At 70.8% G+C, this 13682-nt stretch carries 15 protein-coding genes; 9 read left to right on the top strand and 6 right to left on the bottom strand.

The annotated features are described in order from the left end of the window. The first annotated feature begins 54 nt into the window (after positions 1 to 54). From hemQ to B9Y95_RS19395, 9 genes are all read left to right on the top strand, one after another. Entirely contained in the window at positions 55 to 777 is a 723-nt protein-coding gene (hemQ, locus tag B9Y95_RS19435; RefSeq protein ID WP_085514303.1) for a hydrogen peroxide-dependent heme synthase, read from the top strand. Next, complete coding sequence (locus tag B9Y95_RS19430; RefSeq protein WP_085514302.1) at positions 777 to 2027, top strand: ferrochelatase; 1251 nt, start codon at positions 777 to 779, stop codon at positions 2025 to 2027. Before hemQ ends, B9Y95_RS19430 begins: the two co-directional genes overlap by 1 nt. After that, positions 2024 to 2971: a hydroxymethylbilane synthase gene (gene hemC / locus B9Y95_RS19425; protein WP_085514301.1), complete on the top strand. Its 948-nt coding sequence runs from the start codon at positions 2024 to 2026 to the stop codon at positions 2969 to 2971. Before B9Y95_RS19430 ends, hemC begins: the two co-directional genes overlap by 4 nt. Continuing rightward, a complete protein-coding gene (locus B9Y95_RS19420) occupies positions 2968 to 3792 on the top strand; it encodes a uroporphyrinogen-III synthase (RefSeq protein WP_085514300.1) in 825 nt (274 codons plus the stop codon). Before hemC ends, B9Y95_RS19420 begins: the two co-directional genes overlap by 4 nt. A 61-nt stretch (positions 3793 to 3853) precedes the next feature. Continuing rightward, positions 3854 to 4861, top strand: coding sequence for a porphobilinogen synthase (gene hemB / locus B9Y95_RS19415; RefSeq protein ID WP_085514299.1), 1008 nt, complete (start codon positions 3854 to 3856; stop codon positions 4859 to 4861). Then, positions 4858 to 6273, top strand: a complete 1416-nt coding sequence (gene hemL / locus B9Y95_RS19410; RefSeq protein WP_085514298.1) for a glutamate-1-semialdehyde 2,1-aminomutase — start codon at positions 4858 to 4860, stop codon at positions 6271 to 6273. The genes hemB and hemL overlap by 4 nt, the downstream gene beginning before the upstream one ends. A gap of 108 nt (positions 6274 to 6381) precedes the next feature. Continuing rightward, entirely contained in the window at positions 6382 to 6729 is a 348-nt protein-coding gene (locus B9Y95_RS19405; RefSeq protein ID WP_064294907.1) for a hypothetical protein, read from the top strand. A 193-nt stretch (positions 6730 to 6922) separates the two neighbouring features. Continuing rightward, positions 6923 to 7333, top strand: a complete 411-nt coding sequence (locus tag B9Y95_RS19400; RefSeq protein WP_085514297.1) for a DUF4190 domain-containing protein — start codon at positions 6923 to 6925, stop codon at positions 7331 to 7333. Positions 7334 to 7444: 111 nt separating this feature from the next. Beyond that, positions 7445 to 7735, top strand: a complete 291-nt coding sequence (locus tag B9Y95_RS19395; protein WP_064294905.1) for a hypothetical protein — start codon at positions 7445 to 7447, stop codon at positions 7733 to 7735. Positions 7736 to 8002: 267 nt separating this feature from the next. Here B9Y95_RS19395 and B9Y95_RS19390 read toward each other — a convergent pair whose 3' ends face one another. The 6 genes from B9Y95_RS19390 to trhO all read right to left on the bottom strand — a co-directional run bounded on the left by B9Y95_RS19390 (position 8003) and on the right by trhO (position 13665). Then, positions 8003 to 9019, bottom strand: a complete 1017-nt coding sequence (locus B9Y95_RS19390) for an MDR family oxidoreductase (RefSeq protein WP_085514296.1) — start codon at positions 9017 to 9019, stop codon at positions 8003 to 8005. A 102-nt stretch (positions 9020 to 9121) separates the two neighbouring features. Beyond that, positions 9122 to 9946 (bottom strand): ABC transporter permease subunit, encoded by an 825-nt coding sequence (locus tag B9Y95_RS19385; protein ID WP_085514295.1) that lies wholly within the window; start codon positions 9944 to 9946, stop codon positions 9122 to 9124. Continuing rightward, positions 9943 to 10848 carry an ATP-binding cassette domain-containing protein gene (locus tag B9Y95_RS19380; RefSeq protein WP_085514294.1) on the bottom strand — a complete coding sequence of 302 codons (906 nt, stop codon included), beginning with the start codon at positions 10846 to 10848 and terminating at the stop codon, positions 9943 to 9945. Before B9Y95_RS19380 ends, B9Y95_RS19385 begins: the two co-directional genes overlap by 4 nt. A gap of 243 nt (positions 10849 to 11091) precedes the next feature. Then, a complete protein-coding gene (locus tag B9Y95_RS19375) occupies positions 11092 to 12045 on the bottom strand; it encodes an L-lactate dehydrogenase (RefSeq protein ID WP_085514293.1) in 954 nt (317 codons plus the stop codon). 150 nt (positions 12046 to 12195) lie between these two features. Beyond that, on the bottom strand, positions 12196 to 12669 hold the full coding sequence (locus tag B9Y95_RS19370) for an SRPBCC family protein (protein WP_085514292.1): 474 nt from the start codon (positions 12667 to 12669) through the stop codon (positions 12196 to 12198). Between the two features lie 12 nt (positions 12670 to 12681). Continuing rightward, positions 12682 to 13665 carry an oxygen-dependent tRNA uridine(34) hydroxylase TrhO gene (gene trhO, locus B9Y95_RS19365; protein WP_085514291.1) on the bottom strand — a complete coding sequence of 328 codons (984 nt, stop codon included), beginning with the start codon at positions 13663 to 13665 and terminating at the stop codon, positions 12682 to 12684. Positions 13666 to 13682: the final 17 nt, after the last annotated feature.

Here is a 13682-nt window from a genome sequence, read left to right as displayed (position 1 = left end):
CAATCGTGACCTGCCCCTTTTGCCCAATCGACCGAACTGGGTGAGGATAGGTCTATGACTCACCCGGCCTCTGCCGAGGCATCGCACCACCCGACCGACTCAGCCACCCCGACTGGCCCCTCAGGATTCACCCTCTGGGCTGTCCTGCGCCGCGAGCCGGCGAGTGCGCTGCCGCTCGGCGAAGAGCATGTCTCCGAACTCGAAGCATCCATCGCGCTCGTCGAAGCCCAGGGCGTGACCCTGCGCGGCATCTACGACGTCTCCGGCCTCCGCGCCGACGCCGACCTCATGCTGTGGCTCCACGGCGACACCGCCGAGGGCCTGCAGGCCGGCCTCCGCGAGCTGCGCCGCACCGCCATCCTCGCTTCGCTGGCACCCACCTGGAACGCCATGGGCGTCCACCGCGACGCCGAGTTCAACCGGCAGCACGTCCCCGGGTTCCTCCGCGGCATCGAGCCGAAGGGCTGGCTCTGCCTGTACCCCTTCGTGCGCAGCTACGAGTGGTACCTCCTGCCGGAGGAGGAGCGTCGCAAGATGCTCGCCGAGCACGGTCGTCAGGGTGCAGCGTTCACGGGTGTGCTCGCCAACACCGTCGCCTCCTTCGCCCTCGGCGATTACGAGTGGCTGCTGCCGCTCGAGGCGGACGACGTCGTCGAACTCGTCGACCTCATGCGCGACCTGCGCAACACCGAAGCGCGCCGCCACGTGCGCGAAGAGGTGCCGTTCTTCACGGGCCGCCGTATCACGCCCGCCGAGGCATTGGAGGTGGTGCGCTGATGGCAGCCATGAACCTGGGGAGCACCGGAGCCGAGGCCCCCGAGCGCATCGTCCGTGGCGCGACCGACGCCGCAGCCGCTGGTCCTGAGCACGTCTCCGAGCCGACGGACTACGACGCCATCCTCCTCGCCGGCTTCGGCGGGCCAGAGGGCCAGGACGACGTCATCCCGTTCCTCCGCAACGTCACGCGCGGGCGCGGGATCCCCGAGGAGCGTCTCGAAGAGGTGGCCCACCACTACCGCCACTTCGGCGGCGTCAGCCCCATCAACGACCAGAACCGTGCGCTCAAGGCGGCCCTGGAGCTCGAGCTCGCCTCCCGCGGCATCGACCTCCCGGTCCTCTGGGGCAACCGCAACTGGGACCCCTACCTGCGCGACGCGCTGACCGAGGCGCACGAGCGCGGCTTCACGAAGCTCATCGCGATCGCCACGAGCGCCTACTCCTCGTACTCGAGCTGTCGGCAGTACCGCGAGGACTTCGCGATCGCCGTCGACGAGACGAACCTCCAGGGCGAGATCCAGATCGACAAGGTGCGTCAGTTCTTCGACCATCCCGGCTTCGTGACCCCGTTCATCGACGGCGTCCGCGAGGCGATCGCCGAGTACCTGCGCGAGCAGCCCGAGCTCTCCGCCGAGACGGAGATCGAGGTGCTCTTCGCGACGCACTCGATCCCCACCGGCGACGCCGCGCGCTCCGGCCCCGACTTCCGCGGCTTCGGCGACCACGGCGCGTACGAGGCCCAGCACCTCGCGGTGGCCGAGGTCGTCATGGCGAACGCCATCGACCAGCTCCGTGAGGCCGGTGTCCTCGGTGGCGCGGTCGGCAGCGGTGTCTCGGTGCCGTGGCAGCTCGTCTACCAGTCCCGTTCGGGCCCGCCCAGCATGCCGTGGCTCGAGCCCGACATCAACGACGCGATCGCCGCGCTGCCCGCCGCCGGCCGCAAGGCGATCGTCATCGTGCCGCTCGGCTTCGTGAGCGACCACATGGAGGTCATGTGGGACCTCGACAACGAGGCGATCGAGACGGCCGGCGAGCACGGCCTGGCCGCCGTCCGCGTCCCGACGCCGGGTACCGCCGCCGCCTACGTCAAGGGACTCGTCGACCTCGTCCTCGAGCGCCGCGACGGCACGCCCGTCGAGGAACGACCACACATGACCGACCTCGGCCCCTGGTACGACGTCTGCCGCCCCGGGTGCTGTGAGAACGCCCGGCTGGGCTTCAAACCGGCGTTCTCGGGGATCGCCCCATGACCCTTCGCATCGGAACCCGCGGCAGCGCCCTGGCGCTGGCGCAGACCGGTCATGTGGCCGACGCCCTCACGGCGGCCACCGGTGAGGACGTCGAGATCGTCACCGTCACGACGCAGGGCGACACGAGTCGCGAGTCGCTCTCGACCATCGGCGGGACGGGTGTGTTCGTCAACGCGCTCCGCGACGCCCTGCTCGACGGCGCGTGCGATCTCGTCGTGCACTCCTTGAAGGACCTGCCGACGGCTCCGGCAGAGGGCTTCACGATCGCCGCCATGCCGATGCGTGAGGACCCCCGCGACGCCCTGTGCGCCTCGGACGACCGCTCGCTCGACGACCTGCCGCAGGGTGCCAGGATCGGCACCGGCTCACCGCGTCGGATCGCCCAGCTGAAGCGCATCCGGCCCGACCTCGAGGTCGTCGACATCCGCGGCAACATCGACACCCGCCTGCGCCGCATCGACGACGACCTCGACGCCGTCGTCCTCGCGGCCGCCGGTCTCACGCGCCTCGGACGGCTCGACGCCGTCACCGGGCTCTTCGACCTCGACACCTGGCCGACCGCGCCGGGGCAGGGGGCGCTCGCGATCGAGTGCCTCGACGACGACGAGTCGTCCATCGCCGGTTCCATCGCGTTGCTCGACCACGCTCCGAGCCGCTGGCAGGCCACGGCGGAACGGGCCGTGCTCCGTCGGCTCGAGGCCGGTTGCTCGGCCCCGGTCGGCGCCGCAGCGTGGCTCGACGACGAGGACCTCGTGCTGCAGGCCGCCGTCTACTCGCTCGACGGCACCGAGATGATCCATCTGGAGAGCCGCGCGGAGGGCTTCTCCGGCGACGGACACGGGCGCGAGCTGCTCCAGGCGGCCGACGCACTCGGTGTCTCGCTCGCGGACGAGCTCATCGAGGCCGGCGCGGCCGACCTCGCCCCGCTGGGAGGCGCTGCGTGAAGGACTGGACGAAGTCGAACACCGTTCCCACCGCCACCAAGCCGCTCGGCGGGTGGCGCGTCCTCGTGCCGCGCGGCGGTCCGTGGGGCGACTCGGTCGCCGGGACGGTCCGTGGCAAGGGCGGGTCGCCCGTCGTCGCCCCGATGATCAACTTCGCCAGCACCGACGACCCGGAGACCCTTGGGGCCGCCCTCGCGGCGCTCGAGGCGGGCGAGTTCGACTGGCTGACCGTGACGAGCGCGACCACGGTCGACGTGCTGTCATCGCAGCGGATCCGGATCCCCGAGACGACGAGGGTCGCCGCCGTCGGCGAGACGACCGCTGCCGCGCTCACCGCCGTCGGCTACAGCGTCGACCTCGTGCCGGCGAAGGACAACTCCGCCAAGGGCATGGTGCAGGAGCTCACGGCCCTCGAACCGCACCCCAAGCGCATCCTCACGCTCCGCTCGGCCATCGCCAAGCCGCTCCTCACGGAGGGCCTGATCGCCGCCGGACACGACGTCCAGTCCGTCGTGGCCTACCGCACGGTCGGTGTCCCGGTGGCCGAGAAGATCGTCGCCGACGTCGCCAGCGGCCGGGTGCGTGCCATCCTCGTCACCTCGGGCAGCGTGGCGGAGCAGGTCCGCTCGCAGTTCCCCGAGATCCCCGAGAGCACCGTCATCGCCGCGATCGGACCCCGCACGGCTCGTGACGCCCGAGGCTACGGGCTCCGGGTCGACGTCGTGGCGGAGCAGCAGACGGTCGAGTCGCTGATCGAGGCGATCGTGTCCGTGGCGCTCAGTCAGCACCTCGACGAGGACGCCGGCGACGGGATCCGCTGACCGGCTTCACGCCCTGCGCGAACCGGGAGGGCGCGTCGGCAGCGGCGCGTAGGCTGGACGGGTGAGCATTCCCGAGACCCGCCCCCGTCGTCTCCGGCAGCAGCCGGCCATCCGTCGCCTCGTCAGCGAGACGCGACTCGACCCGGCGGAGCTGGTGCTCCCCATGTTCGTGCGGGAGGGTGTCTCGGAGCCGGTCGAGATCTCCTCGATGCCGGGTGTCCGGCAGCACACCGTCGACAGCGCCAAGCGGGCCGCGGCTGAGGCGGCAGCGGCCGGCATCGGTGGGGTCATGCTCTTCGGTGTCCCGGCCGAGCGCGACGCCGTGGGTTCCGGCGCGACCGACCCCGACGGCATCCTCAACGTCGCGACCCGCGCGCTCGTCGCCGAGGTGGGCGACGCCCTGGTCGTGCAGACCGACCTCTGCCTCGACGAGTTCACCGATCACGGACACTGCGGTGTCCTCGACGACCGCGGGCGCGTCGACAACGACCGCACGCTCGACCGCTACCGCGACATGGCGCTGGCCCAGGCCGAGTCGGGCTCGGCCCTCCTCGGCCTCTCAGGCATGATGGACGGCGAGGTCGCCGCCGTGCGCGAGACGCTCGACGCCGCCGGGTTCGACGACACGATCATCCTCGCCTACTCGGCGAAGTTCGCCTCCGCGCTCTACGGGCCGTTCCGCGAGGCCGTCGACTCGCAGCTGCAGGGCGATCGCCGCACCTACCAGCTCGACCCCGCCAACCGTCGTGAGGGTCTGCGCGAGGCGCTCATCGACGAGGCGGAGGGCGCCGACATCGTCATGGTGAAGCCCGCAGGGAGCTTCCTCGACGTCCTGGCCGACGTGGCGGACACGGTGTCGATCCCGGTCTGGGCCTACCAGGTGTCCGGCGAGTACGCGATGATCGAGGCCGCCGCCCGGCAGGGCTGGATCGACCGCCGACGCGCGATCGAGGAGTCGGTGCTGTCCATCAAGCGCGCCGGAGCCGAGGTCGTCCTGAGCTACTGGGCCGTCGAACTCGCCGGTTGGTTGGATGAGGCGCGCGGTCTGCGTGCAGGAGGAACCCGATGAACGATGCAGCATTCGCCCGAGCCCAGCGGTCCATCCCCGGAGGGGTGAACTCGCCCGTCCGTGCCTTCCGCTCCGTCGGCGGCACGCCGCGGTTCATGGTGTCCGCGACCGGCCCCTACATCACCGACTCCGAGGGCGTGCAGTACGTCGACCTCGTGAGCGCGTGGGGCCCCGCGCTCCTCGGACACGCGCACCCGCAGGTCGTCGAGGCCGTGCAGGCCGCTGCGGCCCGCGGCCTCTCCTTCGGCGCGTCCACCCCGGCCGAGACCGAGCTCGCGGAGCTCGTCAAGGAGCGCGTCCAGGCGTCCGGTGTCGCGCCGATCGAGAAGCTGCGCATGGTCTCCACCGGCACCGAGGCGACCATGACGGCGATCCGTCTCGCCCGTGGTGCCACGGGTCGCAGCCTCATCGTGAAGTTCGCCGGGCACTACCACGGTCACTCCGACGGCCTGCTCGCCGAAGCGGGATCCGGCGTCGCGACCCTCGCCCTGCCGGGGTCCGCCGGGGTCACCGCCGAGACGGCCGCCCAGACGATCGTCGTCCCCTACAACGACCGCGCGGCGCTCCGCGAGGTCTTCGCCGAGCGTGGCCAGGACATCGCCGCGATCATCATGGAGGCGGCCTCCGCCAACATGGGCGTCGTGCCGCCCGCTCCCGGGTTCAACGCGAGCGTCGTGAAGCTCGCGCACGAGTACGGCGCGCTGGTCATCATCGACGAGGTGCTCACCGGGTTCCGCGTCTCCTCCGCCGGCTGGTGGGGGCTCGACAACCGCGGACTGGCCGCCGTCGCACCCGGCACCGAGCCCGTCCCGGGCGCAGAGGCCTGGGAGGCCGGCAACCACGCCGTCGCGAACTCGACCGGCGCCATCAGCATCCCCGTCGGCGTGTACCAGCCCGACCTCTTCACCTTCGGCAAGGTCATCGGCGGTGGCATGCCCCTCGCCGCGCTGGGTGGGCGCGCCGAGCTCATGGACCTGCTCGCACCGACCGGCCCGGTCTACCAGGCCGGGACGCTCTCGGGGAACCCGGTGGCTCTCGTGGCCGGCATCGAGACGCTGCGCCTCGCCGACCAGGACGTCTACCGTCGGGTCGACGCTGCGGCCGCGATCGTGTCGGAGGCGACCTCGAACGCGCTCACGGAGGCCGGGGTCGCGCACACCGTGCAACGTGCCGGGAACCTGTTCTCCTTCGCCTTCAGCGAGACGGCACCGACCGACTACGCCGCGGTCCTGCAGCAGGACGCCTTCCGCTACCCGGCCTTCTTCCACCGCATGCTCGACGCGGGGGTGTCGCTCCCACCGAGCGTGTACGAGGCCTGGTTCGTCTCCGCGGCGCACGACGACGAGGCGATCGGGCGCATCATCGACGCCCTGCCCGCGGCGGCCCGTGCGGCTGCGGCGGCCATCCGCTGAGTCGGACGGTCGCTCCGCAGTCGACGTCGGACGCTGCACAGGGCATGCGTTACCGCTTTGTGAACTTCCGGCAACGCGAACGTCGGTGGGGGTTGGCAGACTAGAGGCATGGCCTCCTTGCGTCTGCACCCCGACCGACTGGAGATCGAGCTGTCCGCGTACGACAAGGCGCTCTCGCTGCGTCGGAGCAACGTCGTCGTGCCACGGTCGAGCATCCGTTCCGCCACCATCACCGACGACCCGTGGATCTGGGTCCGGGGCATCCGTGCGCCCGGCACTGCCATCCCGTTGACGCTCGCCATCGGCCAGTGGAAGTTCCACGGTGGCATGGACTTCCTGGTCATCAAGGGCACCAAACCGTCGGTCGTCATCGACCTCGAAGACGCGGAGTACTCGCGGCTCATCATCACGACCCGTCGCAGCGCCGAGCTCATCGCCGCCCTCGACCTGCACTAGGACGAGCTGCCGGACGCACGGTGGTCTCGGCCGGATCAGGATCGTGGGCGAGGACGCGGTGCGCCGGGCATCCTGGCGCTGATCAGGGCCGTGCGCAATCATTTGCCTCGAACAGGGCACAAAACGACGTCTGACCGGTATTCTGGGCCCGCTCGAACCTCCGTAGATCCGCCTGTTCGAAAGGACCACAGCCATGTCGACTCCTCCTCCCGGTGAATACCCCGGCCAGCCGCCGCAGGCTCCCCAGGCGCCGCAGCCCCCGAAGGACCAGTACGGCGCGGCTCCCGCGTACTCCGGCGGCGCAGCTCCCTCCGGCGACGCGACCGCCGGCAAGACGCTCGGCATCGTCGGCCTGATCCTCGCGTTCCTCGCCCCGCCGATCGGCCTCATCCTCAGCATCGTCGCGCTGGTGCAGTCGAAGAACGCGGGTGTCAAGAACACGCTGGCGAAGGTCGGCCTCATCCTGTCGATCGTCTTCATCGTCATCGCGATCATCGCGATCATCGCGGGTATCGCGATCGGTGCTGCGGCGTTCAACGAGGCGTGCGCCTCCCTCGGAAGCGGTGTCCACACCGACGGCACGACCACGATCACCTGCCCGTAAGACCGCGACATCCGGGCGATTGGGGAGTTGTCCCCATCGCCTGTCGGGTACCTAACCCACTACTGTTGGCTCGCGCCCGTGGCGCATCTACCATCCTCGAGAGGAACCATCATGACCAACGCACCCCAGTACAACGCTCCGCAGCAGCCGGGCGGCGCCCTGCCCGCCGACTACCCGGGCAAGACGCTCGGCCTCGTCGGCCTCATCCTCGCGATCGTCGTGCCGCTCGTCGGCCTGATCATCAGCCTCGTCGCGCAGAAGCAGTCGAAGGACGCCGGCTACCCGAACCAGCTCGCCAAGATCGGTGTCATCATCGGCATCATCCTCGTCGTGCTCGGCATCATCGGCGGCATCTTCTACGCCGTCGCGCTCGGCTCGGTCATGTCGACCGCCGGCTACTGAGTCCCAGCAGTCCCGTCGGCAGCGGCCGGTCGCCTTCGGGCACCGGCCGCTGTCGCGTTCCTGCGTTCACAACTCAGGAGCGTGCCGATGTGTCGGCATCGAGCGGTGTGACCAGTGGCGCGACATGCCGGGTGCGTCCTGAGTTGTGAACATGGGGACGACTCACGTCCGGCCGTTCGCAATTCAGGAGCGTTCCAGTGCGTGGGCCGCGAGCGGTGTCACCAGTGGCGCGACTCGCCGGGTCCGTCCTGAGTTGTAAACGCGACGTCAGGCCCGGACGTCGACGACGACGCGCCCGTGGACCGAGCCTGCGAGGACCCGTTCCGCCGCATCCGTCGCCTCGGCGAGGGGGACCGTCTCGGTCAGGGTGTCGAGGACGCTGAGGTCGAGCGCGGTGGTCACGCGCTCCCAGGCGGCCTGCCGCAGGGGGAGCGGTGCCTCGACGGAGTTCACGCCCGCGAGCGTGACCCCGCGGAGGATGAACGGCATGACCGACGTCGGAAGATCGGACCCGCCGGCGAGACCACAGGCGGCGACCGTCCCGCCGTACTCGACCTGCGACAGGACCGTCGCGAGCGTCTGACCGCCGACGGAGTCGACGGCTCCCGCCCAGCGCTGGCTGCCGAGTGGGCGCCCGGCCTCGGCGAACTCGGCGCGGTCGACGATCGACGTCGCGCCGAGCCGCCGCAGGGCGTCACCCAGCCCGTCGACCCGCCCGGTCGAGGCGGCGACCTCGAAGCCGGCGGCGGCCAGCAGTGCGATCGCGATGCTTCCGACCCCTCCGCCGGCGCCCGTGACGAGCACGGGGAGCCCGCCGACGCGGACTGCGCCGGAGGTGGCGCTGCCGTGCTCGAGCGCGAGCACGGCGAGGGCCGCGGTGTACCCGGCGGTGCCGATCGCGGCGGCCTGTGCGCTCGAGACGTGGTCGGGGACGCGGACGAGCGCGTCGGACCGCACCTTCGCACGCTCGGACAGCCCGCCGTACCGGGTCTCGCTCAGGCCGTCGCCGAACAGGGCCACGCGGTCGCCGGCCGTCCACGCGGGATCACTCGACGCTGCGACGACGCCCACGAGGTCGATGCCCGCGATCATCGGGAACGACCGCACGACACCCGGCTTCCCGGTGAGGACGAGGGCGTCCTTGTAGTTGATGCTCGAGTACTCGACGTCGACGATGACGGCGGCGTCGGGCAGCGAGGCGTCGGGGAGGTCGCGGAGGTCGACCGTCCGGGTGGGCTTGCCACCCTCGTGCTCGACCTGCTCGACGAGGTATGCGCGGCCCATGGTGCTCCTGTCTCCGGTGCGGTGACCGGTCGGTGGCTGTCGGACGAGCCTACGCCTCCCCGCCGAGGGGCTGCCTGGCTTGAGCCATCGCGCGCAGCGTGCCTAGGTGACGTCGCGGCGCCAGGTCGTGGCGTAGCCGATGAGCGCGACGACGACCCCGATGCAGAGGAGGACGAGTCCGCCCTGCCACCAGGTCAGCGCGTCCTGCTGGGCCGACATCAACGAGTAGAAGCTCGGCCCGACGAGGGCGTCCGTCGCAGCACCCGGCAGGAATCGGCCGATGGACGCGGTGACCTCCGAGAACGAGGAGGCGAGGCGCAGCAGCGGCTCGACGAACTGCGTGAAGGCCAGCACGACGATGATCGCGCCCACCTGGCTCGGCAGCACCGCCCCGAGACCGACGCCGATCGCACCCCACAGGGCCATCGCGAGCACCGCCCGGCCGATGAGCGCCCAGGTGTCGGGGTCGGCCAGCATCGGATCGATGCCGCTGATCGCCAGGGCGCCGCCGCCGAGACCGACGGACGCCGCCAGTGCGATCACGCCGTACAGCGCGCCGACCCCGGTCAGCGCCAGGACCTTGCCGACGAGGACGTGGCCGCGGTTCGGGTTCGCGAGGAACGTCGGCGTGAGGCTCTGATGCCGGAACTCGCCGGTCGTGGCGAGGGCACCGAGCAGGACGGGGAAGACGTACCCGATGCTCGTCGCGAAGCCGTAGATGAGACCGGGTTGGGTGAGCATCTCGCTCGTCGCCTGCGCCCCGGCCCCGCTGGACTCGGCCGCGCCCGGGATGTTGGCGAAGAGGAGCGCCGCCCCGGCGGCGGCGAAACCGACGTACACGAACAGGATGAGCGCGAGTCCCCACCACACGCGGGTGGTGAACACCTTGAGGAACTCGGAGCGGATGGCTGCCAGAAGTGAGGTCATGCGCGGTCCTCCCCACCACTGACGAGCGCGAGGAACGAATCCTCGAGCCCTGATCGATGCCGCGACAACGCGCTGAGCGGAATGCCGGCGGCGAGCGCGACCCGGCCGATGTCGATCGCCTCCACATCGTGCACGACGAGCCCGGCGCGGGCCTGGTCGAAGGTGTACCCCGCGGCGGTCAGCGCCGTGGCGAGCCGCTCGTGCTCCGGGGAGTTCACGACGACGCGGAGGGTGTCGGCGGCGTCGAGGCTCGCGAGCGTGCCCACGTGGGCGAGCCGCCCCTTCGCGATGATCACGACCTCGTCGACGGACTGCTGCACCTCACTGAGGAGGTGCGAGCTGATGAGGACGGTCCGACCCTCGGCCGCGAGCGCGGTGAGGAAGCCGCGGATCCACTTGATCCCCTCGGGGTCGAGCCCGTTGATCGGTTCGTCGAGGACGAGCACACCGGGGTCGCCGAGGAGCGCGGTCGCGAGGCCGAGCCGTTGTCGCATGCCGAGCGAGTACCCGGCGACGCGTCGGTCCGCGACCTCGAGCAGCCCGACCTGCGCGAGCACGACGTCCACCCGGCTCGCCGGCAGACGCGCTGCCGAGGCGTGCACGCGCAGGTGGTTGCGGGCGGTGCGGCCGGGGACGAAGCTCGCCGCCTCGAGAGCCGCGCCGACGGTCGCTGCTGGGACCGGCAGCTTGGAGTACGGGACACCGCCGAAGGTCGCCCTCCCCGACGTCGGTTGCACGAGGCCGAGCAGCATGCGCAGGGTCGTCGTCTTCCCGGCGCCGTTCGGGCCGAGGAAGCCGGTGACCTTGCCCGGTTCCACGTGGAACGTCAGGTCGTCGACCGCCTGCACCGCCCCGAAGGATTTCGAGAGTCCGTCGAACTCGATCGTCACGCCAGCGGTCATCCGGTGCCTCCCCAGGGGCGCGGCCGGATCCGCGCCTCGTCCTGCAACGCTATCGGGGCCGACACCGGTTGCGCACCGGCCGCTCGGGGGAGATCCCGGCAACTCCGGACATCGGTACCGAACCGACCCAACTCAGGAGTGCGCATGGCGTGTCGCGGTGACACGCCGGGCGGTTACTCCGACACGCCGGGGCGCTCCTGAGTTGGGGAAGCAGGAGAGGGAACGGGTCGGGGAGGGCCTGCGCTACAGCCCGAGCGAGTCGAGCGACGCCCGGACGGCGGCGGCCGAGTCGGCGAACTGCTGCTCCTCACGCGGCGACATCGCGACCTCGACGACCGAGCGGACGCCCGAACGGTCGACGATGCTCGGCACCGACAGGGCGACCCCGCTGACGCCGTGGTATCCGTCGAGCACGGTGCTCACCGGCAGGATCGCGTGCTCGTCGCCGAGGATGGCCTCGACGATGCGTGCACCGGAGAGCCCGATCGCGTAGTTCGTCGCGCCCTTGCCCTCGATGACGCGATAGGCGGCCGTCCGGACGTCGGTCGCGATCTCGTCGAGCTGCTGCTCCGTGAACCGCGAGCCGTCGGGCAGTTCCCAGTCGAGGATCGGGACGGGGCCGATGGTCGCCTGCGACCACAGCGGCAGTTCGCTGTCACCGTGCTCGCCGACGATGAGCGCGTGCACCGCCGAGGTCGCGACACCGGCACGCTCAGCCAGCAACCAGCGCAGCCGGGAGGTGTCGAGGACGGTGCCGGAGGAGAAGACGCGTTCGCGCGGCAGCCCCGTGATCTGCTGGGCGGCGACGGTGAGGACGTCGCACGGGTTCGTGACGAGCATGTAGACGGCGTCCGGCGCCTGCTCGACGAGTTTCGGGAGCAGCTGCTCGAGGATGCGGATGTTCGTGCCCGCGAGGTCGAGTCGGGTCTGGCCGGGCTCCTGCTTCGCGCCGGCCGTGATCACGACGACGTCCGCATCGGCGACGACCGAGATGTCGTCACCGCCCGTGATGCTGCTGGACCCGGTGAACTGCGTCCCGTGAGCGAGGTCGAGGACCTCGGCCGAGGCCCGCTTGCCGTCGATGTCGTAGAGCGCCACCCTCCGGGCGCTGCCGCGGATGAGCGAGGCGTAGGCGAGGGACGAACCGACGCTCCCCGCCCCGATGATGGCCAGTTTCGACTTCGTGCGAGCACCCATGGCTCCATCTTGGCAGGGGCGGATGTGCGCGGTCAGGGCACGGCACGACGAGTGTCGGGTTGTCTCGATGTCGAGGTATCCGCCCTTCGACAGGCTCAGGGACCGGACCGCCGCCCTTCGACAGGCTCAGGGACCGGATGGGTGCGTCGGTCACTGAGCCTGTCGAAGTGCCACAGCCAACCACCGGTTCCGCGACTCGATGAGCCGTCGCAGGTGCCGGGTGAGCGCGACGTGTTCGGCCACGACGCCGAGCGGACCGAACGGCGCCGAGAACGTGACGTCGTCGAGCATGATGGTCCGCGCCGTCCCCATCGGGCGCTCGAGCGGTTCGAAGAGGTGGACGTGGCGGAACGCCCGGAACGGACCGGACACCTGCTCGTCGGTGAACCGGTGGGGTTCCTCGAACGCGGTGATCCGACTCGTCATCGTCCACGGCACACCGAAGTGCCTCGCCCGCCAGGTGACGGTCTCACCGAGGCCGATGAGGCCGGAGGTCACGCCGCCGACCGCCCGTTCACCGGTGTCCGCCATCGAACCGAGGTGGGCGTCGATCGACCGCGAGAGGTCGAAGGCCTGCTGCATCGTCCCGGCGAGCTCGGTGCGGAGGCGGAAGTGGGCGGTCATGACGGTGGCGACTCAGGCGGGCTGGCCGGTGCGAGCATCGGTGGAGGCGTCGGCCCCGGTGTGCACGGCGCATCGCGGGCCGCCGTCTGGCCCGTCCGCGTGCGCCTCGCACACGACCAGCTGCGTCTTGCAGGAGGGGTCGGCGCAGTTCTGCAGGTGCTTCGTCGACGCGTCGCAGACGACGCAGTGCCCGATGACGGACGCGTGATCACTGAACTCGAGCGAGCCCCGCTTGTCGAACACGTACAGGGACCCCTCCCACAGGCCGTCGTCGCCGAACTGCTCGCCGTACCGGACGATGCCGCCGTCGAGCTGGTACACCTCGCCGAACCCTCGCGATCGCATGAGTCCCGAGAGCACCTCACAGCGGATGCCGCCCGTGCAGTAGGTGACGACCGGCTTGTCCTTGAGGTGATCGTACTTGCCGCTGTCGAGTTCGGCGACGAAGTCCCGGGTGGTCGCGACGTCGGGGACGACCGCGCCGGCGAACCGCCCGATCTCGGCCTCGAACGCGTTCCGACCGTCGAAGAACACGACGTCGTCGCCACGCTCCGCGACGAGCTCGTGCAGTTCCGTCGGCTGCAGGTGCACCCCGCCGCCGGTGACGCCGCGTTCGTCGACCACGAGCTCACCGGGGGCGCCGAAGGACACGATCTCCTCGCGCACCTTCACGCTGAGCTTCGGGAAGTCGCTGCTCCGACGCCAGGGCGCGGGTCGGTGCCTGGCCGTTCGCACGGGGTCGTCCTCGTCGAAGCCCGAGCCGTCGCTCCACTTCACGTCGAGGTCGCGGAACGCGGGGTGCTCCTTCGTCTTCCGGACGTAGAGCTTGCAGGCGTCGAGCTCGCCACCGACGGTGCCGTTGATGCCGTCCTTCGAGATGAGGATGCGACCACGGAGACCGAGTGACTCGCAGAGGTCGCGCTGCCACAGCCGGATCGCCTCCGGGTCCGCCAGGGGAGCGAACGCGTAGTACAGGAGGATCTTCGGGTCGGCCACCGCTCAATCGTACGTGG

The organism is Plantibacter flavus, from assembly GCF_900177615.1.
In the GTDB taxonomy this organism is placed as follows: Bacteria; Actinomycetota; Actinomycetes; order Actinomycetales; family Microbacteriaceae; genus Plantibacter; species Plantibacter flavus.
This window is presented reverse-complemented; position numbering and strand designations above follow the sequence as displayed.

Bases quoted from the DNA above. Each gene is read 5' to 3' on its own strand.
- hemQ (WP_085514303.1), top strand. From the start codon at position 55: ATGACTCACCCGGCCTCTGCCGAGGCATCGCACCACCCGACCGACTCA.
- B9Y95_RS19430 (WP_085514302.1), top strand. From the start codon at position 777: ATGGCAGCCATGAACCTGGGGAGCACCGGAGCCGAGGCCCCCGAGCGC.
- hemC (WP_085514301.1), top strand. From the start codon at position 2,024: ATGACCCTTCGCATCGGAACCCGCGGCAGCGCCCTGGCGCTGGCGCAG.
- hemL (WP_085514298.1), top strand. From the start codon at position 4,858: ATGAACGATGCAGCATTCGCCCGAGCCCAGCGGTCCATCCCCGGAGGG.
- B9Y95_RS19405 (WP_064294907.1), top strand. From the start codon at position 6,382: ATGGCCTCCTTGCGTCTGCACCCCGACCGACTGGAGATCGAGCTGTCC.
- B9Y95_RS19400 (WP_085514297.1), top strand. From the start codon at position 6,923: ATGTCGACTCCTCCTCCCGGTGAATACCCCGGCCAGCCGCCGCAGGCT.
- B9Y95_RS19395 (WP_064294905.1), top strand. From the start codon at position 7,445: ATGACCAACGCACCCCAGTACAACGCTCCGCAGCAGCCGGGCGGCGCC.
- B9Y95_RS19390 (WP_085514296.1), bottom strand. From the start codon at position 9,019: ATGGGCCGCGCATACCTCGTCGAGCAGGTCGAGCACGAGGGTGGCAAG.
- B9Y95_RS19385 (WP_085514295.1), bottom strand. From the start codon at position 9,946: ATGACCTCACTTCTGGCAGCCATCCGCTCCGAGTTCCTCAAGGTGTTC.
- B9Y95_RS19380 (WP_085514294.1), bottom strand. From the start codon at position 10,848: ATGACCGCTGGCGTGACGATCGAGTTCGACGGACTCTCGAAATCCTTC.
- B9Y95_RS19375 (WP_085514293.1), bottom strand. From the start codon at position 12,045: ATGGGTGCTCGCACGAAGTCGAAACTGGCCATCATCGGGGCGGGGAGC.
- B9Y95_RS19370 (WP_085514292.1), bottom strand. From the start codon at position 12,669: ATGACCGCCCACTTCCGCCTCCGCACCGAGCTCGCCGGGACGATGCAG.